General features: G+C 73.5%; 17 protein-coding genes. 3 read left to right on the forward strand and 14 right to left on the reverse strand.

The annotated features are described in order from the left end of the window. Positions 1-3: 3 nt before the first annotated feature. From RNC47_RS09070 to RNC47_RS09115, 10 genes are all read right to left on the reverse strand, one after another. Positions 4-471, reverse strand: coding sequence for a hypothetical protein (locus RNC47_RS09070; RefSeq protein ID WP_311597191.1), 468 nt, complete (start codon positions 469-471; stop codon positions 4-6). Positions 472-646: 175 nt separating this feature from the next. Beyond that, positions 647-1,564 (reverse strand): transketolase, encoded by a 918-nt coding sequence (locus tag RNC47_RS09075; protein ID WP_311597192.1) that lies wholly within the window; start codon positions 1,562-1,564, stop codon positions 647-649. Beyond that, the gene (locus tag RNC47_RS09080; protein ID WP_311597193.1) at positions 1,561-2,358 is read right to left on the reverse strand and encodes a 1-deoxy-D-xylulose-5-phosphate synthase N-terminal domain-containing protein; all 798 of its coding nucleotides are present in this window, start codon (positions 2,356-2,358) and stop codon (positions 1,561-1,563) included. Before RNC47_RS09080 ends, RNC47_RS09075 begins: the two co-directional genes overlap by 4 nt. Next, a complete protein-coding gene (locus RNC47_RS09085) occupies positions 2,355-4,229 on the reverse strand; it encodes a M20/M25/M40 family metallo-hydrolase (RefSeq protein WP_311597194.1) in 1,875 nt (624 codons plus the stop codon). Before RNC47_RS09085 ends, RNC47_RS09080 begins: the two co-directional genes overlap by 4 nt. Continuing rightward, positions 4,226-5,263 carry an N-acetyl-gamma-glutamyl-phosphate reductase gene (gene argC / locus RNC47_RS09090; RefSeq protein WP_311597195.1) on the reverse strand — a complete coding sequence of 346 codons (1,038 nt, stop codon included), beginning with the start codon at positions 5,261-5,263 and terminating at the stop codon, positions 4,226-4,228. The genes RNC47_RS09085 and argC overlap by 4 nt, the downstream gene beginning before the upstream one ends. After that, positions 5,256-6,575: a DegT/DnrJ/EryC1/StrS family aminotransferase gene (locus RNC47_RS09095; protein WP_311597197.1), complete on the reverse strand. Its 1,320-nt coding sequence runs from the start codon at positions 6,573-6,575 to the stop codon at positions 5,256-5,258. The genes argC and RNC47_RS09095 overlap by 8 nt, the downstream gene beginning before the upstream one ends. Then, complete coding sequence (locus RNC47_RS09100) at positions 6,572-7,201, reverse strand: PLP-dependent aminotransferase family protein (RefSeq protein WP_311597198.1); 630 nt, start codon at positions 7,199-7,201, stop codon at positions 6,572-6,574. Before RNC47_RS09100 ends, RNC47_RS09095 begins: the two co-directional genes overlap by 4 nt. A gap of 36 nt (positions 7,202-7,237) precedes the next feature. Beyond that, a complete protein-coding gene (locus RNC47_RS09105) occupies positions 7,238-8,116 on the reverse strand; it encodes a RimK family alpha-L-glutamate ligase (protein WP_311597199.1) in 879 nt (292 codons plus the stop codon). After that, positions 8,113-8,301 (reverse strand): lysine biosynthesis protein LysW, encoded by a 189-nt coding sequence (locus RNC47_RS09110; protein ID WP_311597201.1) that lies wholly within the window; start codon positions 8,299-8,301, stop codon positions 8,113-8,115. The genes RNC47_RS09105 and RNC47_RS09110 overlap by 4 nt, the downstream gene beginning before the upstream one ends. A gap of 344 nt (positions 8,302-8,645) precedes the next feature. Further along, positions 8,646-9,923, reverse strand: coding sequence for an APC family permease (locus tag RNC47_RS09115; RefSeq protein ID WP_311597203.1), 1,278 nt, complete (start codon positions 9,921-9,923; stop codon positions 8,646-8,648). A 75-nt stretch (positions 9,924-9,998) separates the two neighbouring features. Between RNC47_RS09115 and RNC47_RS09120 the strand changes: the two genes are divergently transcribed. The 3 genes from RNC47_RS09120 (at position 9,999) to RNC47_RS09130 (ending at position 12,651) form a co-directional block, all read left to right on the forward strand. Further along, positions 9,999-10,523 carry an Lrp/AsnC family transcriptional regulator gene (locus tag RNC47_RS09120; RefSeq protein ID WP_311597205.1) on the forward strand — a complete coding sequence of 175 codons (525 nt, stop codon included), beginning with the start codon at positions 9,999-10,001 and terminating at the stop codon, positions 10,521-10,523. Continuing rightward, positions 10,520-11,311 carry a 4-hydroxy-tetrahydrodipicolinate reductase gene (dapB, locus tag RNC47_RS09125; protein ID WP_311597207.1) on the forward strand — a complete coding sequence of 264 codons (792 nt, stop codon included), beginning with the start codon at positions 10,520-10,522 and terminating at the stop codon, positions 11,309-11,311. Before RNC47_RS09120 ends, dapB begins: the two co-directional genes overlap by 4 nt. A 257-nt stretch (positions 11,312-11,568) precedes the next feature. After that, positions 11,569-12,651 (forward strand): LLM class flavin-dependent oxidoreductase, encoded by a 1,083-nt coding sequence (locus RNC47_RS09130; protein ID WP_311597209.1) that lies wholly within the window; start codon positions 11,569-11,571, stop codon positions 12,649-12,651. Here RNC47_RS09130 and RNC47_RS09135 read toward each other — a convergent pair. The 4 genes from RNC47_RS09135 to RNC47_RS09150 all read right to left on the reverse strand — a co-directional run bounded on the left by RNC47_RS09135 (position 12,626) and on the right by RNC47_RS09150 (position 21,589). After that, the gene (locus tag RNC47_RS09135) at positions 12,626-13,948 is read right to left on the reverse strand and encodes a PHB depolymerase family esterase (RefSeq protein ID WP_311597211.1); all 1,323 of its coding nucleotides are present in this window, start codon (positions 13,946-13,948) and stop codon (positions 12,626-12,628) included. The two genes, RNC47_RS09130 and RNC47_RS09135, sit on opposite strands and share 26 nt — an antisense overlap. Before the next feature lie 70 nt (positions 13,949-14,018). Beyond that, the gene (locus tag RNC47_RS09140; protein ID WP_311597212.1) at positions 14,019-16,412 is read right to left on the reverse strand and encodes a beta propeller repeat protein; all 2,394 of its coding nucleotides are present in this window, start codon (positions 16,410-16,412) and stop codon (positions 14,019-14,021) included. 122 nt (positions 16,413-16,534) lie between these two features. Continuing rightward, positions 16,535-18,259 carry a cellulase family glycosylhydrolase gene (locus RNC47_RS09145; protein WP_311597213.1) on the reverse strand — a complete coding sequence of 575 codons (1,725 nt, stop codon included), beginning with the start codon at positions 18,257-18,259 and terminating at the stop codon, positions 16,535-16,537. 399 nt (positions 18,260-18,658) lie between these two features. Then, positions 18,659-21,589, reverse strand: a complete 2,931-nt coding sequence (locus tag RNC47_RS09150; protein ID WP_311597215.1) for a glycoside hydrolase family 2 TIM barrel-domain containing protein — start codon at positions 21,587-21,589, stop codon at positions 18,659-18,661. Positions 21,590-21,609: the final 20 nt, after the last annotated feature.

Below are 21,609 nucleotides of genomic sequence, written 5' to 3' on the forward strand. Positions count from 1 at the left end.
CCGTCAGCGCACGTCGGCGGAGGCGAGCCGCACGAAGTGTTCCAGCGCCTCGCGCGCCCGGTCGCTCAGCGCGCTCAACTCCGTTTTGTCGGACGCCTTGTGGGTGCCGCTCGTCAGTTCGTACGCCTGGCGGGCGGCGTCGACGAGCGGTGGGCCGCTCGCGATGAGCTGCACCCGGAACAGCGCGTGCAGGGCGACGCCGCGAAGGCGGTACGCCTCGATGCGGGTCTCGTGCGCGGCCGGACCCTCCGGGTCCTCGTCCCTGCGGTGCCAGCGGTCCTGCTGGCCCCGCCTGAACTCGGTCACCGCTCCCGCGAAGTCGCTGTACACGGCCATGCGTTCGGAGCGGAGTTGCTGCCGGGCCGCGAACGCCTGGTCACGCGCGGTCGCCTGACGCTGGGACCGCTGGGTCAGGGCGACGCCGAGCAGGGTGCCGAACACCGCTATGAGAGCTGAGAGAACACCGGCCACGAGAGCAGGACACCACAGGTTCGGCCGGGAGCCCAGACCGGGTCGCCCCACCCGCTCCGGGGCGCGCGGCGACGGCCCCGGAGCGGTTTTCCCCCTGGAGGCCGTCCGCCGCGTCGACTGGGGAGAAGACGAACGACCCGCACCCAGTAGGCCGGTCGCCGCTTTCATCGCGCTTTCACGCCGAGGCGGGCCGGCCGGCGGCGGCGAGGACCGCGGGGAGGGTGAGGCCGAGTGCGGCGAGGACCTCGCCGTGGTCGCCGCCCTCGGTGGGCCAGGAGTGGCCGGCGTTGACGCCGGTCACCGCGTGGTCCGGGAGGAGCAGCGCCAGGGCCTCGGCCACGCCGCCCGCCGGGCGGTGCTCCTCGACCACCACGAACCTCCGGTGCAGCGGGGCGAGTTCGGCGGCGGCCGCGGCCAGGTGCTCGTGGTCGAGGTAGCACAGGTGCGCGTGCGCCAGCCCGGGGTCGCGTTCCCGGGCCGCCACGCACAGCCGGGTGCCCTCCTCCCCGACCGACACCAGGCAGGTGGCCCCGGGCGGGCCGCGGTGGTCCCAGACCACCGGCGGGACCCGCCCGTCGCCCGCGCCCGGCAGGCTCTCGTAGGCCGCGTTGCGGCCGGTCCGCACGTAGTGCGGCCGGCCGGACGCGGCGGCGTACTCGATGACGGAGCGCATCTCGGCCTCGCCGTGCGGGGCGGCGACGACGACGCCGGGGATGGCGCGCAGCACGGCCAGGTCCTCCAGGCAGTGGTGGGTGGTCCCGAACCAGGCGCCGGAGACGCCGGCGTAGGGCGCGACGACGGTGACGCCGGCCGCCAGGTAGCCGAGGGTCAGCTTCAGGCTCTCCGCCGCCCGCAGGGCCGCGAAGGGCGCGAAGGTCGAGACGAACGGCCGGTAGCCGGCGACCGCCAGGCCGGCGGCCATGTCGATCATCGTCGCCTCGGCGATGCCGAGGTTGAAGAAGCGGTCCGGGTGTCGTTCCGCGAACGGGTGCCGGCGGCCGCCCAGGTCGGCCTCGAAGCACAGGACGCGGTCGTCGGTCTCGGCGAGCCGGGTGAGCGTGGCGCGGTAGGCGTCCCGGCCGGAGAGCGTCATCTGACCACCCGCTTCCACCTGGCGGCCCTGGCCGCGTCGATCGTCACATAGTGCGAGGCGGCCTTGCCCTCCACCGCGGGCACGCCCTTGCCCTTGACCGTGTGGGCCACCACGGCCAGCGGCCGCTCGGCGCCCGACCGGTCGTCGGCCAGCACGGCCGCCAGGGCGCCTAGGTCGTGGCCGTCGACCTCGGCGGTGTCGAAGCCGAAGGCGGCGAACCTGCCGGTGAGGTCCGGCAGCGGCGAGATGTCGGCGACCAGGCCGTCGTTCTGGCCGCCGTTGCGGTCGACCACCAGGACCAGGTTGCCGAGCCGGCGGGCCGCGGCGACCTGGCAGGCCTCCCACACCAGACCCTCCTGCAGTTCGCCGTCGCCCGCGACGGCGATGCCGAGGCCGGCCGCGCCGGACAGCCGGCGGGCCATCGCCCAGCCGGCGGCGTACGGCACGCCGTGGCCCAGGCTGCCGGTGGGGAACACCACGCCGGGCACCTTCGGCCCCGGGTGGCCGGTGTAGGGGTGCCCGGCCCGCCCGTAGCGCGGCGCGGGATCCTCGGCGAGCACGCCGCTGACGTGCAGCGCCGCGTAGAGTCCGGCCGCGGCGTGGCCCTTGCTCAGCACGACCCGGGTGCCGTCGTCGCGGGCGGCGCGGTCGAGCGCGGCGACGAGGATGTCCAGCACCGACAGGCTGCCGCCGAGGTGGCAGCCTGTCGGGGTGGCGGCCATGTCGACGACCAGCCGGCGGGCCCGCAGGGCGCGTTCGGCGAGCAGCCGGGTGTGTTCCACCACGAGCGTCATGGCGTGCCCCCGCTTCCCGTGCCGGCGGTGCCGGCGGTGACGGCGAACCAGGTGGCGACCGCGTCGGCCAGCACGCGGCGCGCCGTGCGGTACTCGGCAGCGCTGATCCGTTCGGCGTCCGTGTGGTCGAGCGCGGAGTCCCCGGGCCCGTAGGCGACCATGGGGACGCCGCGCCAGGTGGTGGCGAGCGTGTTCATGTCCGAGGTGCCCTTCTTGACGACGAAGGTGGGCCGGATGTCGGCCCGGCCGAACGCCCGGGTGAACGCCCTGGCCAGGGGCGTGGACCGGCCGCCGACGTGGCCGGGGGTGGCCCGCAGCACGTCGATGGCGAGGTCCGGCGCCCGGTGGGCGAGGGCGGCGGCGCGGAGCTCGTCGAGGTCGGCGCCCGGCGGGACCCGGACGTTGAGCACCCCCGTGGCCCGGTTGACCTCGCGGCCCGGGTGGGTCGACAGGTCGATGACGGCGGCGAGCGCCTCGGGCGCCGCCTTGAGCACGTCGCCGCGGATCTCCTCCAGGGCCCGGACCAGCGCGTCGGGGGCGGTGACCGCCCCCATGCCGGCCGAGTGGCCGCTCGGCACGGCCGCGGTGACCCGCAGTTTGAACAGCCCGAAGTAGCCGAGCGTCAGCTTGCGCGCGCCGCTTGGCTCGCCGACGACGACCGCGTCCGCGGGGTAGTGGTCCCGGGCGTGGAAGGCGCCCCTGGACGAGGACACCTCCTCCTCGACGGCGCCGACGACCCGCAGCTGGCCGTCCTCGGGGACGTCGGCGGCGGCGAGCACCTCGAGGAACGCGGCGAGGCTGGACGTGGCGTCCACGCTGCCCCGCCCCGACAGTTCGTCGCCCGGCAGCCAGCTGACCGGCCAGTGGAACGGCACGGTGTCGAGGTGGCCGAGCAGCAGCAGCCGGCGCGGCCCCGCGCCCCGGGTGGCGACGAGGTTGCCGACCTGGTCGACGTGGGCGTCGATGCCCCGCCGCCCGCACCAGTCGAGCAGGTAGTCGGCCAGCTCGCGTTCGTCGCCCGAGGTGGCGGGGACGGCGACGGCGCGGCTGAGCAGCGTCAGGTCCTCGGCGGGCGGCGGCTCCCGCCAGAACCGGGTCCAGCCCTGCCGGTCGGTCAGCGTGTGCGGTCCGGTGATCGCCACGTCCGCGCTGCCGGCCAGGGCCTGTTCGGCGGCCCGCACCTTCTGCCGCATGCGGCCGGACGCGAACGCCGCGCCCTCGCCCGGGTGCAGGTCGCGCAGCGTGGACGCCGGGTCGGCGGGGTCGCGCAGCAGCCCCGCGGTGCCGGTGACCAGGCGCAGGTGGTCGGCGCCGAGGGCGCCGGCGAGCGCGGCGGCCAGCATGTCGGCGTCCACGTTCAGCGGGGTGCCGCCGGCCTCGTCGCGTACCGGGGGCGACAGGCACACCACGTCGTAGGCGTCGAGCAGCACCAGCAGCCGCGCCGTGTCGACCTCGCTCGGGACGCCGGCCCGGTGGTCCCGGACCACGCTGGCGCGGCCCTCGGCCGAGACCGCGCGCAGCGGCCGGTTGGCCCGCCCGGTGACGAGGCCGCCCTGCGCGGCGACGGCGGTGAACACCGAGCGCCCGTGCGCGGCCAGGCCCGCCTCGACCTGCGGCAGCGTCACCTGCTGGTAGGCGCCGACGATGTGCGGCAGCTCGGCGGGCGGGCAGTAGCGGACCGAGTCGCCGCCCGCCAGCCGCAGCCGGGGGATGGGTCGGCCGATGGCCCGGTAGTGCCGCTCGATGCCGGTGGCGCCGCCGGCGACCAGCAGCACCCGGGCGCCGCGCGCGACGAGGTCGCTCAGCTCGCCGTGGATGGTCGCCCGGTCCAGCGTGGCGCTTCCCACCTTGACGACGTACAGCGGCCTCATGGCGCCACCGCCGTCCACGGCAGCCCGGCGCCCTCGTCGAGGCCCGCGAGCAGGTTCATCGCCTGGACGGCCTGGCCCGCCGCGCCCTTGACCAGGTTGTCGAGCGCCGCGACCGCCACCACCCGGTCGTCCCGCACGCTGGCGGCGACCTCGGCGACGTTGGAGCCGACGACGGCCTTCAGCATCGGGAAGTCCCGCGGCGACCTGGGCGACGACCGCACCCGCACGAACGGCCGGCCGGCGTACGCGCGGGCGTAGGCGCGCTTGACGTCCAGGGCGGTGACGCCGGGCCGCAGCCGGGCGTAGCCGGTGACCACGATGCCGCGCGGGACGTCGAGGCTGTAGGTGGAGAACTGCAGGTCGAGCTCGGTGCCGCTGAACTCGGCGACGGCGCGGCGGATCTCCGGCAGGTGACGGTGGCCGTGCGGCCGGTGCACCCGGAAGTTCCCGAACCGTTCGGCGGGGTGCTCGGCGGTGTCACGGCCGCCACCCGTGGAGCCGGTCTTGGCGTCGACCACGACCCGCGGCTCGGCCAGCGCCCCGGCGTACAGCGGGTGGAGGGCGTAGAGCGAGGCGACGGCCATGCAGCCCGGCAGGTTGACGAAGCGGCCCTCCGGCGGCGCGTCGGACAGCTCGGGCACGTAGTAGGTGAAGGAGAACGGGCTGTCGGCGGAGGCCGGGTAGTGCGCGCTGATCTCGTCCGCGTCGCGCAGCCGGAAGTCGCCGGCGAGGTTGAGCACCCGCTTGGCGCGCTCGGCCACCCGGGGCAGGACCGCGGGCAGCCGCCCGGCGGGCAGGCAGCAGAACGCGACGTCCACGTCGGGGAGTTCGTCGAGCGGCCGCAGCGTCACCCGGCCCGCCGCCGGGTGGTTGCGCAGCCAGGGATGCACCGCGCCGAGCGCGGCGCCGGCGTGGCGCTCGGCGGAGGCGAACGTGACCTCGGCGGCGGGGTGGTCCAGGAGCAGCCGGACGAGTTCGCCGCCGGTGTAGCCGCTGGCCCCGATGACGGCGGCGCGTAGAAGCGTGTCAGCCAAGGCGGGCCGCCTTCTCGTACGGCCGCCGGTAGTCGCGGTCGGCGACGAGCTTGCGGATGGCGTCCGGCCGGCGGGCGACCTTGCGGAAGGCGTCGGCGTACCGCCGCACCCGCTCGTACTCGACGGGCGAGCGCAGCTCCCGGCACAGCACGAGGGTGGTCTCCAACATCCGCAGGGTGACCGGGAAGTCCTCGGGACGGTGGTCGGTGACCGCCTCCGGGTTGAGCGTGAACGGGTAGCCGTTGCCGAAGCCGGCCCGGTGCCGGAACGGGAGGTGGCACGGGATCGGGGTGTTCTGCCACTCGCGGGCGGGCACGCCCTCGGCGACCAGCAGCTCGTGCACCGCCTCCTTCACCGCGTGCGCGGGGAGGTCGTCGAGGCCGACGGCCTCCGGCACGAGGGTGACCCGGTACATGTTGTAGGCGTGCACGTGCCCGTCGGGCACGTGCGGCGGCCGGAAGAGGCCGGTGGTGTCGAGCGCCTCGGCGAGCAGGGCGGCGTTGCGGGCCCGGATCGCGTCGTAGTGCGGCAGGCGCCTGAGTTGGCTGGCGCCGAAGGCGGCCGCGATCCACGACATGCGGTAGTCGATGCCGTGCCGCTCCAGGTAGTCGACGGCGCGCCGGTGGGCCTCGGCGGTGGCGAAGAAGGCGATGCCGCCCTCGCCGCCGAGCGGGAAGTTCTTGTCGGCCATCAGGCTCTGGCCCGCAGCGTCGCCGAGCGAGCCGGCGACCGCGTCGCCGATCCGGGCGGAGTGCGCGTGCGAGGCGTCCTCCACCAGGGCGAGGCCGTGCCGCTCGCACAGGGCCCGCAGCGCGGGCACGTCCGCCGGCAGCCCGTGGACGTGCACGGGCATCACGGCGCGGGTCCTGCCGGTGACCGCCGCGGCCGCCGCCCGCGGGTCCATGCAGTAGGTGTCGGGGTCGATGTCGACGAAGACGGGCACGGCGTGCGCGGCGACGACGGCCTGCGCGGTGGCGATGAAGGTGAACGCGGGGACGATGACCTCGTCGCCGGGGCGTACGCCGGCGCCGACGAGCGCCAGGTGGAGGCTGGCCGTGCCGCTGGCGGTGGGCAGGGCGTGCGCCGCGCCGACGTACGCCCGGTAGGACTCGGCGAAGTCGGCGACGACCTTCTCCGGCGCCTGCCGCTGCGCGAGCAGCAGCCCGAAGACGTCCTCCTTGGTGATGACGGGGAACGGCGTGCGCCGCGCCTCCCGGGGGATCATCGCCTCGCCGCCGAGCGCGGCGAGTTCGCCGGTGACGTCCTCCGGCCGGGGCAGGGGTAACGGGCGGTCGGGGAAGTCGGTTATCACAGCGGGGCTCCAGAGGTGACGGGCGGCGTGCCGGCGCGGGTCAGGGCCATCCGCACGCAGGCGGCGACCAGCGGGCTCAGCCGGTAGTTGAACTGGACGCCGGGGACCAGCTCCGGGTCGGCCTCCTCCTGCGTCCACATGGTGCGCAGGTCGTGGGCGCCGAAGATCTTCAGCCGCTCGGCGCGGGCCCAGACGGTCTCGTCGTCGGTGAGGAGGGCGGCGGCCGGGCCGAAGCCGAGGCCGGTGAGGTCGACGACGAGCGCGGGGGCGGTGGCTCGCGCGGCCCGCTCCCGGAGGTCGCCCGCGGTGTCCGGGCCGAGCGCGACCTCGTCGAAGGTGGCCGGCCCGCCGGGGCGCACCCGGACGCCGAGCCAGTCCAGGAACGCGGAGGTGCGGGCGTCGAGCCCGGGCTGGGTGATCTCGTCCCCGTGGCCGACGCCGAGGCCGGTGAGCGCGGCGTGCACGGCGGCGGTGCGGCTGTTGAGGAGCACGGCCCTGCGGCGGGCGGTCTGCCTGCTCAGCAGGCGTTCGAGGCCGGGCAGTTCCCGGTCGCTCTTCTCGATGCTCATGACGACGCCCGAGGTCAGCACACGGGCGAGCACGAGCGCGGTGTCGAACGATGGCATGGTGGCTTACTCCGTCCAGGACGGTCGGCGGAAGTCTCAGGCGGTGACCCGCGCGGAGCCCTCGTGGGCCAGTTCGGCCACGTGGTCGGCCAGGTGGTCGGCGATGGGCACGCCGTGGACGGCCGAGGAACGGGCGAACTCGGGGTTGGCGTTGACCTCCAGGACCTTCAGCCGCCCGTCGGCGGTGTCCCGCAGGAGGTCGACGCCGTAGAAGCCGTCGCCGAGGACCTCGACGGTCCGCCGGCACAGCCGGGAGATCTCGGTGGTGACGTCGGTCCTGGTGACCCGCGCGCCGAGGTGGGTGTTGGTGCGCCAGTCGCCCGAGGCGCGTTCGATGGCGACCACCGGGGTCCGACCGACGACCACGACCCGCAGGTCGTGCCCCGGCTTCGCCACGTACTCCTGGAGCAGGACGGGGAACGCCCTGCCCGTGGCGTCGACCGACTCGCGGCCGCCGATCCACGCCTCGACGCTGTCCCGGTCGGGCAGCAGCGTCACGCCCCGTCCCCAGGAGCCGCTGACCGGCTTGACGACCACGGGGTGGCCGACCTCGGCGGCGGTCTCGCGGACCTGGTCGAAGCTGAAGGCGTGGTGGGAGACCGGGTGCGGTATCCCGTGCCGGGCGAAGAGCAGGGCCTGGAGGCCCTTGTCGTTGCAGACGTCGATCGCGGTCGAGGTGTTCAGGGTCGGGACGCCCGCGTGCTCGAGACGGCGCGCGACGGCGGCGCCCTCGGCGTGCGAGAGGTTGCGGACCACCACCAGGGCGGGCGGCTCCCGGCGTCCGGACAAGACGGCCGCCAGGTCCTGGGGCAGAGCGAGCTCCGCCCGCAGACCGCGCGCGAGGAGGGCGTCGAGCAACGCCTTCTCCTCGGGCCGCCGCATCGTCGCGGACACCAGGATCTGCGGAGAGGTCACTCGCCCCAGTCCTCTTCCAGCTCGGGCGCGAGCTCGACACGGACCGCGCCGTCCCGGAACTCGGTGACCTCGTGCTCCTGGCCGCAGCCGGCGCACTCGATGATCTCTCCCTTTTCCCAGTCGGCGGCGACCGTGAAATCCGTGTCGCACACCAGGCACTGCGGAGCGGGAATGCTCGTGGTCATTTTCTCGTCTCCCCATTTTCGCATGGCGGTGCCATGAGCTGCTTTAACGAGAGCTGATGACGCGAAAGCGCGGCGCTCGAAGACCATTGCGCGCGCAGCAGTAACGGTAACCGATCTGCTCCCCTGGTGTCACGGGTGTCAGATGGTAAATTCCGCTTTACCGTCGGGAAACAATAAGGTGGTGTTGCGGAAAGGCTTCGCCACATGTCTGTTTCCACAATAAATTCGCGTGCGCGTGGCCCGTGCGCCCGTATTCGGTCCGTTTTTCCCTGCCGAAATGATCGACGGCGCGAGATCCCGTCGATATCCCGTGGAAAGCGCGTCAAAAACGCGTCAAAAACGCGTCACACGGAGGTGGCGGGGGCCTTCTCGGTCGCGGGCAGCGGCCGGGCGCCCCGCCGGGTGTACCAGAGGGCGCCGCCCGCGAGCGCGACCGGGACCAGCAGGAAGATCCCGGAGAAGAGCAGCACCACGCCCATCACGGCCGCCGCCAGGATGGCGCCGTACCAGACCGGCCGGCGGCTGGGCAGCAGCTTCACGCCCGCGACGAGACCCGCCACGGTGACGGCGATGAAGCAGGCCGAGGCGGCGAGCATGACGGAGCCCAGGTCGGCCCCGACCCCCAGCGCGACGGCCGAGACCAGAACCGACAGCACGGCCAGCACGCCCAGGCTGCGCCGGGGGATCTCGCCGGGCAGGTTGCCCTTGGCCATCCAGGCCGGGAGCGAGCCGTCGCGGGCGAGCGCCGCGCCGAGCCTGCTGGCGCCGGCCAGGTAGGCGTTCATGGTGCCGAGCGTGAGCATCGCGGCGAGCGTCGCGGTGAAGGCGTTGGCCGCGCCGCCGATCCCCGCCTCCAGCAGGAGGCTCAACGGGACCTCGCTCTCCGCCAGTTCGGGGCCGAGGACCAGGACGCAGGTCAGCGCGAGACCGACGTAGAGGACGCCGATCACGACCAGGGTGAGCAGGGTGACCAGACGCAGGTCACGCGCCGGGTTGCGGAACTCCCCGGCGAGGTGGGTGACGGCCTCCCAGCCGGCGAACGAGAAGAACAGCAGGCTGGCGGCCGGCCCGACGGCCAGCAGCCCGTGCGGCGCGAACGGCGTCATGTTGCCCGGGTCGGCGTCGGGCAGGGCGAGCAGGCAGGCCGTCAGCAGCAGCAGCCCGAGGAGGCCGACGAGGATCAGCTGCACCCGCCCGGAGACCCGCAGGCCCACCGCGTTGGTGCCGAACGCCGCCGCGAGCAGGCAGCCCGCGAACCCCAGGGCCGCGCCCTGGCCGCCGCCCACCGCGTCCGCGACGTACTGGCCGCCGACGTACGCCGTGACGGGCGCGCCCGCGGGCAGCGCGAAGTAGAACCAGTACCCGACCATGGCCGACGCGCGGTGGCCGTACGCCTTGGACACGAACGTCGCGACGCCGCCGCCGTCCGGATGGTGGGTGCTCATCGCCGCGAAGCTGGCCGCCACCGGCACGCAGAACAGCAGCAGCAGCGCCCAGGCGAGCACCGAGGCCGGGCCCGCCTCCTGGGCGGCCAGGGAGGGCAGGGCCAGGATGCCGGCCCCCAGGATCGCGCCCACGTACAGCGCCGTGCCCTGACTCACACCGATGCGTGCCGCGCTCAAGCCGACCCCCAGGCTGCTTTCTTTTATGAGAAAGACGCGATGCTAAGCTTCGTAAAACGCAGAGCATGGAGCAGGATGCCTCAAAATCTTAAGAGCGACAACCCGGTCTCGCGGGAGCCCCAGCCGACGCTCGACCCGGTCGACCGGGCGCTCGTCAGGCTGCTCCAGGAGTCGGGCCGGATCACCCTCACCGAGCTGTCGCGCCAGGTGGGCATGAGCCCGCCCGGCGTCTCCGAGCGGCTGCGCCGCCTGGAGAAGGCCGGCGTCGTCACCGGCTACACCGCGGTCGTGGACCCCGAGCACCTCGGGTACCGGCTGCGCGCCTTCGTGCGGCTCGCCACGTTCCAACCGCTGGCCAGCCGCCCGGCGTTGGACCGGGTGCTGACCAGGCCGGAGGTCGTCGAGGCCCACCACGTCGTCGGCGAGGACTGCTGGATCTTCAAGGTGCTGGTGCGGGACACCCGGCACCTGGAGGAACTGCTGCTCGCCTTCGCCGCGGTCGGCACCACGACGACGTCCATCGTGCTGTCCTCACCGGTCGACGGGCGCCCGCTCCTGCCGGCGGACGAACTGGAAGAAGGAGAGGGTGAGGCGCCGTGATCCGGGTCTGTGTCGCCGGGGCGACGGGCTGGACCGGCAGCGCGGTGGCGCGTGCCGTCCTGGACGCGCCGGACCTGGCGCTCGTGTCTGCCGTGAGCCGCACGCACGCGGGCGCCGACCTCGGCGCGGCCTGGGGCGGCGAACCCCTCGGCGTCCCCGTGGCCGGCACGGTCGGCGAGGCCCTGCCCGGGGCCGACGTGCTGGTGGACTACACCTCGCACGAGGCCGTCGGAGCCCATGTCACCGCCGCGCTCGACGCGGGCGTCGCGGTGGTCGTCGGCTCCTCGGGGCTGTCCGCCGCCGACTACGCCGCCATCGACGCCACGGCCACCGCCCGCGGGCTCGGCGTGGTGGCCGCGGGCAACTTCTCGATCACCGCGGCCATGGCGCAGGCGGCCGCCCTCCTGGTGGCGCCCCACCTGCCGTACGCCGAGGTCGTCGACTACGCCTCCGAGGCCAAGCGCGACGCCCCCAGCGGCACCGCCCGCGAGCTGGCCGAGCGGCTGTCCGCCACCGAGCGGGCCGTGACCCCCCACGCGGACGGCCACCCCGAGGCCCGCGGCGCCACCATCGGCCGGGTCCAGGTCCACTCGCTGCGGGTGCCGAGCTTCGTGGTGTCCACGGAGGTCGTCTTCGGCCTCCCCGACGAGCGCCTGACGATCCGGCACGACGCGGGCTCGTCGCCGGCCCCCTACGTCGCCGGCACGCTCGTGGCCGTCCGGGCGCTGCCGGGACGCGTCGGGCTCACCAGGGGCCTCGACACCCTGCTCCTGGAGGCCGCCGGCTGACGCGGGCCCTCGTTGACATTCCGATCGATCGCCCCGAGACTCGATCACATGTATGAGGTCCCGCTCCTGACCAGCGAGCGCTGTGTCGACCTCCTCCGCGTGTCGAGCGCGCGCTGTTGATCCGGCCTTACGCCCCGCGCCGCGCCACCCGCTCACCCAGCCGCGAACCCGTCTGACCTCCGCGTGCTGCCGCTCGCGCCCGTGGTGCGGCCTGACGCCACACCACCGCAGCGAACCCAGCGATCGGAAGCACCGCCATGAGCCCGGAATATCTCTGGTACATCCCCAACACCGTCGAGCCCGGACACCGCGGCGACGACACCACCGCCGGCTGGGGGTCGATCGAGTACTCCACCGAACTCGCCCACGCCGTCGAGGAACACGGCTGGGGCGGCGCCCTGCTGGGCACCGGCTGGGGACGTCCCGACACCTTCACGGTCGCCACGGCGCTCGCCGCCCGCACCACGACCTTCAAGCCGCTGATCGCCGTCCGCCCCGGCTACTGGCAGCCGGCCAACTTCGCCAGCGCGGCCGCCACGCTCGACCAGCTCAGCCGGGGCCGTGTCCTGGTCAACATCGTCAGCGGCCTCGACAACCCGGCCGCGTACGGCGACACCAACGTCGACCCGGCGCGGCGCTACGCCCGCACCAGGGAGTTCCTGCACCTGGTGCGACGGCTGTGGACCGAGGAGGCCGTCACCTTCCACGGCGAGCACTTCCAGGTCACCGACTCCACGGTCGCGCCCCGCCCGTACGCGGTCGGCGAGCGGAAGTACCCCACCCTCTACTTCGGCGGGGCCTCCGCGGCCGCCGAGGAGGTGTCGGCGGCCGAGGCCGACGTCCAGCTCTTCTGGGGCGAGCCGCTGGACGGCATCGCCGAACGCGTCGACCGGCTCAGGACGTTGAGCGAACGCCTCGGCCGCCGGCACCAGCCGCTGGAGTTCGGCCTGCGGATCACCACCCTGGTGCGCGACACCACCGAGGAGGCGTGGCGCGCGGCCGAGGAGAAGGTCGCCCGGATGGCCGGCGACGCGTTCGAGGGCGCCACCTGGACGGGAGACCACCGGACGGCCGTCGGCCAGCGGCGCCTCCTCGAACTCGCCGAACGCGGCGAGGTGCTCGACACCTGCCTGTACACCACCCCGGGCAGGTACGGCGGCGGCGGAGCGGCGACCACCTGGCTGGTCGGCTCCGCCGCCGACGTCGCGACCGCGCTGGAGAACTACCGGGCGCTGGGCGTCACGCACTTCGTGCTGTCCGACACCCCGTACAAGCAGGAGATAGCCCGCCTCGGCGACCAGCTGCTGCCCCTGCTCACTGCGCGAACAGCCAGTCGATGACGGTGTCGTTGGTGTAGGTGGGTATCCAGGAGGCGTGGCTGAACAGGGGAGTGGTGCCGGCGGGGAAGGTGGTGAAGACGTGCCTGCTGCCCGCCGCCTCCGCCCGGCCCCTGGCGTCGGCGGCCGCCGCCTCCTGGACCCGGTCCGGGGCCGTGCCGGCCCACTCGCTCCAGGTCGTCGGGCGTCCTGCGGCCTCCAGCGCCCGGAAGATCCGGTAGTCGGAGCCCGGGGCGTCGTAGGGCACGACGGCGTCGTCGGCGGAGTGCAGGGCCCAGATCGGGAACGCGCCGAGGGACTCGACGGCCGCCGCCTCGTCGCCCGCGCCGCACACGAGGACGGCGGCGGCGAACAGGTCGTGGTGCTCGGGCAGCAGGGCCCAGGAACCGTAGGAGCCCATGGAGAGGCCCGTCAGATAGACCCGGCCCGGGTCGATCGCGGGGTTCCGGGCGAGGGTCGCCCGCACCAACTCCAGTACACCGGCCCGCACATCGGGGCGCCACCACCCGCCGGTACCCGGCGTCCCCTGGGGCGCCTGGGGAGAGAGCACGAAGGCCGGGTGCCGGGCCTGCCGCGCCGGGTCGGCGAACGCCACGGAGATCTGGTTCCCGGCGATCTGCGCGAAGTTGTCGTCCCCGCTCTCCCCGTGGCCGTGCAGGGTGACCACCAGCGGATACCGCCGCCCCGGCCTGGCCCGGGGCGTGAAGAGGCGGTAGTCCACCGCCACGCCAGAGGCGGCGTCGAACGTCGCGGCCGCGTAGTCGTCGACGAGGCGGTTCCGCACTCCGGAGTTGACGACCGGGACGTCGGGTCGGGCGGGTATGCGGTCCGCGATGTCCTCGACCTGCCGGACCTCGTAGGCGCCGGCCAGGTCGTAGAACCGGGTGAACGTCTCGTTGTAGGCGCCGGGCGCGAGCGGGTCGTCCGGGTCGAGTTCGAGCACCACGTACCTGCCGGGACGCTGCCGCCCGGCGAACTCCGCGGCGTCGTTGGGGTAGGCACGGACGACCGTGCGGTTCCCCGTGCGCGGCTCGGCGCCCGGCCGCGTGAGCGTCACCGTGACCTCGAACGCGCTCGTGGCCACCCCGCCCCGGCCGAGGTCGACGACCCCGTCGTACTCGACCGCGAGCCCCGTGACCTTGTAGCCCTCCGGCCTCACCTCCGCGATGACCGTGGCGTCGATCGCCCGGAGCTCGCGCCCACCGCCCCGCCCCGCCGCCGTCGCCCGCCCCGCGGCGCCGACCACTCCCGGCAGCGACGCGACAAGTCCGGCTGCCCCGAGCATGGTTCGTCTTCTCATGCGGCCACTCCTCGTTGAGTTCGAACTGCCGTGCAGGCTACTCAGCGACGCATGTCTATTCAATATTGAATTAATATTCACTCGGGGTTGGTCCGGCCGGCTCGCCGTAGATGACGCCCCGGCCGTTGGTGCCGAAGTAGACCCGGCCGTGGACGCGTGGGTCACCGGTGATGGTGTTGCCGGTCCAGGCGTACTGGTGCTGGTCGTCGTTGATCCGGGACCAGGTGCGGCCGGCGTCGTCGGAGCGGAACACGCCACGCACACCGCCGATGCGGGAGCTGGTGTAGACGGCCGGATAGGAGCGTCCGGGCGCCGGCCTGCCGAAGCCCACGTTGTCGCCCTCCTCGACGCCCGGCAGGCGGGTGAAGGAGGCGCCGGCGTCGGTGGAGCGCCACAGCCCGTAGACGCCGCCCGCCTCGCCGCCGCCCAGCCAGATGTCGCCCTCGTGGCCCGGGACCGGCTTGAACCGGACGTTGCCCTCGGCGGGCAGGCCGGTCGCCGGGGTGGCCGAGAAGTGCTCGCCGCCGTCGGTGCTCCGGTAGAAGGTGCCGGCCTGGTAGGCGTAGAAGACCCCGGGGTTGACGCGGTCCGCGCGCACCAGCGCGCCGGAGGGGACGCCCTGGCAGGCGGTCCACGTCTGGCCCGCGTCGGCGCTCCAGCTCACCGGCGCGCCCGCCGGAGCCCACACGACGCGGCCGCCGTCCGCCGCGATCGCGACGGCGGTGTCCGCGACGCCCGGGTCGGTCAGGCCGGCCGGTTCGCTGCCGGAGGGGGTCCAGGTCGCGCCGCCGTCGGTCGAGATGGCGAAGTGCTGCGCCCAGGCAGCGGTGGGGTGGCCGACCCGGACGATCGTGTGGGGCGCGTTCTCGGCGTAGTCCAGCGCGACCGTGGTGCTGAAGGTGGGCGTGTCGTACATGCGCGTGGCGCGGGTGAGGTCCGCGTGCCGGAAGCCGCCGACATCGCCGAGACCGGAGAGCAGGTGCGCGCCGGCCGGCGGGCTGATCAGGGAGAGGACCGCGGTCTCCTCCAGGCCCTGGGCGCGGACGTCGATCCGCACCGTGCCGCCGGAGTCCCAGTCGGTGAGGTTGTCGGAGCCGTGGATGGTGGCGCCCGTGCCGTACAGGAAGTGGTCGGAGGAGAAGGGGTCGATCTCCAGGGCCTCGGTCATCCAGCCGAGCTTCGGCGTGAACTCGGGTGGGGTGGGGTTGCCGTTCCAGGTCAGCCAGGGGGAGTCCGAGATGTCCATGGTGTAGCGGAAGGTGCGCTCGTTGTTCGCGTCCAGCTCCCAGGCGCGGGACCAGCTCGCGCCGCCGTCGGTGGAGCGGAAGAAGATGACGTCCGGGTACCAGAGGATCTGCGTGGCCACCATGAGGGTGTCGGGGTTCTGCCGGTCGACGGACAGGCCGGAGTAGCCCCACTGACACTCGGAGCTGGTGGAGGGCACCGGGCTGACGCACGTCCAGGTGTCGGTGGCGGTGTCCAGCTTCCACACGTCGCCCTTGGAACCGTCGTACGGGCCGGCGGTGTTGCTCGTGGCGAGGTAGAGGTAGCCGTTCTCGTGGTCGAGGACGGCCTTGTGCGGGATGTAGCCGGTGGGCTGTCCTGGCACGCGCTCCCAGGTCCGGCCCGCGTCGGTGGAGCGGTAGAGGATGTTCTCGGTGTCGGCCACCGTGACGTACAACGTCCGCGTCGCGCGCCCCCGCCGGCCGTCCCGCTTGTCGAACAGCACCTGGAGCACGCCCAGGTTGTCGCCGTTGGGGCCGTTGGTGTCCTCGGGGTCGGGGACGAAGTTCCCGGCGTTGGGGAAGCTCTCGACCCTCGCCCAGGTCTCGCCGTAATCCACCGAACGCCACAGGCCGTGGCCGCCGCGCACGCCGAGGTAGAGGACGCTGTTGCGGTGCGGATCGACGGCCAGGCGCTCGCCGATGCCGCGCCCCGGCATGTTCCCGCCGAGGCGGAACGGCAGCATGGTCCTGCGCCACGTGCGGCCCCGGTCCGTCGAGCGCACGATCGCCGCCATCGTCGGATCCCAGTCGGGCATGGGGTACGTGCCCACGGCCGCGTACACCCGGTCGGGGTCGAGCTCGTCCGTCGCGACGCTGATCACGCCCGTGTGGCCGTAGTGGTCCCAGTCGACCCAGTCGAGCAGGGGAACCCAGCGCCGCGTGCGCCGGTCGAGCCGGTAGGCGCCGCCGATGTCGGTGCGCGCGTAGACCAGGCCAGGCTCGCGCTGGTTGAAGACGATGCCGGTGACGAAGCCGCCGCCGACGATCTCCGCGTTGCGGAAGACGTACCCTCCGGAGGACCGGGCCGAGGCGTTGGTGGAACGGGCGGTGGCGGTCGGTGCCAGGGAGACGCCGCCAGCGGCGGCGGCCGCGATGGCCGTCGCCGAGCGGAGGACGGCGCGTCTGCCGGGACCACGTGGGGCCGGGGAGGAGGGCGGGGGAAGGGCCGAACTCGCCATGGGTGGTTCACCTTTCGTGGATGGACGGACATCCGGCGCGCGCCCCAGGCGCCTGAGTGGCGAGGCGGGGGAGAAGGGGGGCGCGCCGACGACCGGCCGCTCGGTGGAAAGCGCCGGCGTCGTCAGCCGGCCGTGCCGGTGACGGTGGTCCCCGACCTGGTCAGCGTGTAGGTGACGGTCTCGCCGCTCCAGAAATGGAACGTGAGCCGCACCGTGGAGTTGTCGTCGACCGCGTCGAAGAACGCCTGGGGCAGGGTGATCCGGCCTGCTCCGTAGTCGGGCGAGAAGGCGACGCCGAACTCCTTGTACGACGTCCAGTCATGCGGTCCGGCGTTGCCGCCGTCGGCGTAGACCGCCTCCATGGTGGCGAGTTGGTCGCCGTTGAACGCGGTCGGGATGGTCAGGCCGCTGGTGGTGCCGGAGGCGTTCACCAGCTCGGGGGTGGCGTGGGTGATGACGTTCACGTCCCACGGCGCACCGCCGTCGAAGCGGAGCGACAGCGTCGCGTTGACGCCGTGCCCCTGGCCCTCCGTGAGGCGTGCCAGGGTGGCGGCGGTGACGGTGAGTTGGTCGCCGTTGACGGTGTAGTCCTGGCCGCGCACCAGCTCCGCTGAGCCGTTGAGCACGGCTGCCAGGTTGTTGCCGTTGGGGTTCAGCGTGAGCGTCGCGTCCGCCGGGGCCTGGCCGGCGCGGACGAAGATCTGGTCGCTGGAGGCCGTCGCGGAGTCCGTGGTCCAGCTGGTCCTGATCTGCCGGTACAGGCTCGGGTCGCGCCAGCTGAGCGCGGCGCGGTCGAGGTGCTGGCCGTTGTCCCACCACATGGTGGTCAGCTGCCGCTGGCGGGCGTAGGAGCCGAAGTACTCGAAGAACTTCAGCATCTCGCCGTGTTGGATGGTGCCGACATTCCGGTCGAAGCCGAGCAGCCCGTACTCGCCGACGATGACCGGGATGCCCTGGGAGACGAACGTGTCGTACACCCGGTCGAAGTTGGCGGTGATGTCGGCCTGGACCTCCTCGTTGAAGCGGGTGTAGCCGGCGATGTTCGTGCTGAACGGCCAGAAGCCGTAGTAGTGGACGGTGGCCGCGAGGTTGGGGTCGTCCAGCGCGGCGATGGTGTCGACCAGCGGGTCGAGCCTGGCCTGCTCGGAGTTGGTGTGCAGGGTCGGCAGGACGAGCACGCGGTCGGCGTTGTTACCGCCGGTGCCGCGGACGATGCTGTGGAAGGTGGTGTTGAGCTCGTCCAGCAGCTCGAACTCCTGGGCCTCACCCGTGCTGCCCCGGAACTGCGGCTCGTTGACGCTCTCCAGCAGCAGCTCGGGGGGCGCGTCGCGGAAGCGTTCGGCGATCTGGGTCCAGGTCGCGGTGTACCGGGCCAGCACCGCGTCGTGCTGGGTCGGCATGTCCAGGATCCACTGCCAGGAGTCGTGGTGGGTGTTCAGCAGCACGTACAGGCCCTCGTCCAGGGCCATGTCCACGACCTCCTCGACCCGGTCAAGCCAGGCCGGGTCGATCGGGTAGTCCGGCGCCCCGCCCTGGTGGTCGGTCCAGGTCACGGGCAGCCGGATGCTGTTGAAGCCCTGGTCGTGGACGGCGGCGAGCAGTTCCCGGGTGATCCGCGGATTCCCCCACGACGTCTCGTCGGGGACGGCGTCCAGGGTGTTGCCCACGTTCCAGCCCGGCTGCATGGCCGCGACCGTCTCCTCCGCGGTGGAGACCCGGGGTGAACGCTCTCGCTCGGCCGCCGGGGCCCCGCCCGGGGCGGCGGTCAGCGCGGTGGCCGGGATGGCCGACAGGCCGAGCAGGGTCACCACGAGAGCGGCCAGGAGACTGTGCCTTCGTTGCTTCACCGTCGTCCCTTTCTACGGGGGTGGGGGTCAGGGCGGCTCGTGCCCCAGCGAGGTTGACGAGGAACGACCGCCCCCGGGGCGGCGCTTCGGCGTGCCCGGCGGCGGTAGGTGGCGGCATGGTGTCAGCGCCCCATCGTGGCTCTACGTCATCGCACGATTCGTCATACGTGTGATGCATGGTCGAAGCGCTTCAACGTTGGCTGAGGTTAGGAGCCCTCGGCGGGTCGCACAAGCCCTGCGGCAGAAGTTCTATGGGGGAGTTGGTCGATCCCGCCAGCGGAAGGCGGTGGCCAGGTGGGGTTGTCGCGGCAGGGGAACCGGGACGGGGGCATGGCGATATCGGTCGTCGAAGCGCTTCGACGCGCCACCGACCACGCTCGGGTGGGCGTGAGCGGTGCCTCAGCGCCGGCTCAGCGCGGTGAACGCGAGGCGGAACTCCGTCGGCGCCACCGTGAGCTGGTACTGCGGGAGCGGGCCGTCGTCCCAGGGCTCGGAGCCGAGGCCCTGCTGGGCGTCGTCGACGTTGACCCAGACGGTGTCGCCGGGAACGAGGTCCGTGGTGTGCTCGGCGGCGTCCAGCTGATGGCTGGTCCAGCGGCGGGCGGTGAACCAGAAGGAGTCGGTCAGCGCGGTGACGCGCACCCCTTCGCCGCCGGCGTCGCGGAGTTCGGCCCAACGGACGTCGGAGCGGGCGCCGTTCTCCTGGGGGCGGACGTAGGGGGTCTGTAGGTCGTCGACGGACATGGCGTAGCGGCCGAGACGGGAGGCGGCGCAGGAGTCGGGGTACGCCTCTCCCGGGCCACCGCCGTACCAGGCGGCGCGGTCGTACTCCGCCGGCAGGCCGAGCAGCAGGCCCAGGCGGGGCAGCGGGCAGGGCCACTCGCCGTCGGGCGTGACGCTGACCTCCAGCAGGAGTTCGTCGTCGCCGGCCGTCCAGCGGTAGTCGGCGTACAGGCCGAGGTCGGTGGCGGCCGGGGCGACCCGGGTGCGGACCGTCAGGCTCTCCTCGTCGGCGTCGACCGCGTCGACGCGGTGCCGCATCCGGTGGAGGCCGATCCTCCGCCACGTCGCGCCCAGGGGCTCCTCCGCGAGCCAGGGGGCACCCCGGTCGTTGTCGGTCGTGGCCCGCCACACGTCGAGGCGCGGGCCCTGGCGGAGGGTGAGGCCGCCGAGTGCGGTGAGCGTGCCGGTCGCGGCGTCGAACACGGCCGGGCCGAGACGCAGGGCGCCGGCCTCGCGGCGCGGGGCGGCGCGGGCGGCGGGCGGCTCGGGGACGCGTCGGGGCACGTCGGTGAGCTGGGCCCAGGCCACCTCGTGGCCGCGTGGGGCCCACGGGGTGTCGGCGGCGAGCTCGGCGGCGATGGTCCACACGGCCTCGCCCACCAGGTCGCCGCCGGGCGGGGCCGGCAGTTTGACGTCGGCGGAGGCGCCGGGGGCGAGCGGCGGGACGGTCAGCGGGCCGCTGGCCACCGCCTCGCCCTCGACCTCGTAGGTCCAGGTGAAGGCGAGATGGGAGGTGTCGGCGAAGTCGTGGCCGTTGGTGACCGTGATCTCTCCGGCGGTGGTGTCGCCGGTGATGTGGACCGGTTCGACGACCTTCTTGTACTCGACCAGGGCGGGGGAGGGGGTGCGGTCGGGGAAGAGCAGGCCGTCGCAGACGAAGTTGCCGGCGTGCAACTCCTCGCCGAAGTCGCCGCCGTAGCCGTAGTAGGGGCGGCCGTCCGGGGTGCGCCTGGGCAGGCCGTGGTCGATCCACTCCCACACGAAGCCGCCCTGGCAGCGCTCGTAGGTCTCGAACAGGTGCTGGTAGTCGGCGAGTCCGCCCGGACTGTTGCCCATGGCGTGCGCGTACTCCACCAGCAGCAGCGGCAGCGACCGCCGACGGGCGTCCAGCTCCGGGTCGTCCAGCGGCGGCTCCTCGCGGCGGCCGATGGCCTCCACCTCGTGGTGCGGGACATACATCCGGGAGTAGAAGTCGCTGTCGCGGTAGGAGGGGTCGTTCTCGTAGTGGACGGCCCGGGAGTGGTCGCGCTCACGGATCCAGGCCGCCATCTCCGACAGGCCCTGTCCGGCGGAGCACTCGTTGCCGAGGGACCACACCACCACGGAGGGATGGTTCTTGTCGCGTTCGACCAGGCGCCGGGCCCGGTCGAGCAGGGCGGGGGTCCACCGCTTGTCGGCGACGGGGTTGCCGCGCCAGCCGGGGAATTCGCAGAAGCCGTGCGTCTCCAGGTCGCACTCGTCGACGACCCACAGGCCCAGCTCGTCGCACAGGTCGAGGAACGCCGGGTGGGGCGGGTAGTGGCTGGTGCGGACGGCGTTGATGTTGTGCCGCTTCATCAGCAGGATGTCGCGCCGCATCGTCTCCAGGTCCAGCGTCCGCCCGGTCTCGGGGTGGAACTCGTGCCGGTTGACGCCACGGAAGAGGATCCGCCGGCCGTTGGCCCTGAACACCCCGTCCACCACCCCGACGGTGCGGAACCCGATCCGCAGCGGGACCCGCTCACCCGAGGTCGCCAACTCCCCGTCGTACAGCCTGGGCACCTCCGCGCTCCAGGGTTCGACGACCACGCCGGCCTCCTCACCGGTCCCGAGGTCCAGGCCGAGTTCCGGCACGGTGACGCGGCCGGGGACGTCGCAGTCGACCCGCAGGCTGCCCCGGCCCGTGGTGTGGTCGTACGCCGCGTGCACGAAGAAGTCGGCCGGCGACCCGACCGGGCGGTGCAGCAACGTCACATCGCGGAAGATGCCGGGCAGCCACCACATGTCCTGGTCCTCCAGGTAGCTGGCGGCCGACCACTGGTGGACCCGGACCGCCAACACGTTGCCGCGCCGCCGCAGCAGGGCCCCCACCGCGAACTCGTGTGGCAGCCGCGAGCCGGTGAACCACCCGAGCTCCCGGCCGTTGAGCCACACCCGGGCGCAGGACTCCACGCCGTCGAAGCGCAGCACGCTCTCCCCGCCCCCCGGCCAGTCGTCGGGCAGGTCGAAGACGTGGCGGTGGTCCCCGGTGGGGTTCTCGGTCGGCACCCGCGGCGGGTCGACCGGGAAGGGGTAGTCGCTGTTGGTGTACGCCGGTGCCCCGTGGCCCTGGAGCACCCAGTGCCCGGGTACGGTCACCCGGTCCCAGCCGGCCGGGTCCGCGTCGTCCGCCACGAACCGGGTGTCCGCGCCCTCGGCCGTGTCCGAGAGCCGGAACGCCCAGGAGCCGTTCAACGAGAGCCGCGCGGCGTCGGAGCGGGCGTACCAGGCGCGGGCGGGAAGCGTGCCGCTGCCGGGGGAGCGGTCCTCGTAGTAGGGAAGCCGGTCGTCCGCGAACCGGAAGTCCATGCGTCTCCTCGATGTCGCGC

Origin of the sequence: Streptomyces millisiae, from assembly GCF_031845425.1 — a bacterium.
GTDB classification, from domain to species: domain Bacteria; phylum Actinomycetota; class Actinomycetes; order Streptomycetales; family Streptomycetaceae; genus Streptomyces; species Streptomyces millisiae.

Coding starts and splice junctions, on each gene's coding strand:
- RNC47_RS09075 (WP_311597192.1), bottom strand. CDS start 1,564: ATGACGCTCTCCGGCCGGGACGCCTACCGCGCCACGCTCACCCGGCTC.
- RNC47_RS09120 (WP_311597205.1), top strand. CDS start 9,999: ATGCCTCAAAATCTTAAGAGCGACAACCCGGTCTCGCGGGAGCCCCAG.
- RNC47_RS09085 (WP_311597194.1), bottom strand. CDS start 4,229: ATGAGGCCGCTGTACGTCGTCAAGGTGGGAAGCGCCACGCTGGACCGG.
- RNC47_RS09130 (WP_311597209.1), top strand. CDS start 11,569: ATGAGCCCGGAATATCTCTGGTACATCCCCAACACCGTCGAGCCCGGA.
- RNC47_RS09080 (WP_311597193.1), bottom strand. CDS start 2,358: ATGACGCTCGTGGTGGAACACACCCGGCTGCTCGCCGAACGCGCCCTG.
- RNC47_RS09150 (WP_311597215.1), bottom strand. CDS start 21,589: ATGGACTTCCGGTTCGCGGACGACCGGCTTCCCTACTACGAGGACCGC.
- RNC47_RS09140 (WP_311597212.1), bottom strand. CDS start 16,412: ATGGCGAGTTCGGCCCTTCCCCCGCCCTCCTCCCCGGCCCCACGTGGT.
- RNC47_RS09100 (WP_311597198.1), bottom strand. CDS start 7,201: ATGCCATCGTTCGACACCGCGCTCGTGCTCGCCCGTGTGCTGACCTCG.
- RNC47_RS09135 (WP_311597211.1), bottom strand. CDS start 13,948: ATGAGAAGACGAACCATGCTCGGGGCAGCCGGACTTGTCGCGTCGCTG.
- RNC47_RS09110 (WP_311597201.1), bottom strand. CDS start 8,301: ATGACCACGAGCATTCCCGCTCCGCAGTGCCTGGTGTGCGACACGGAT.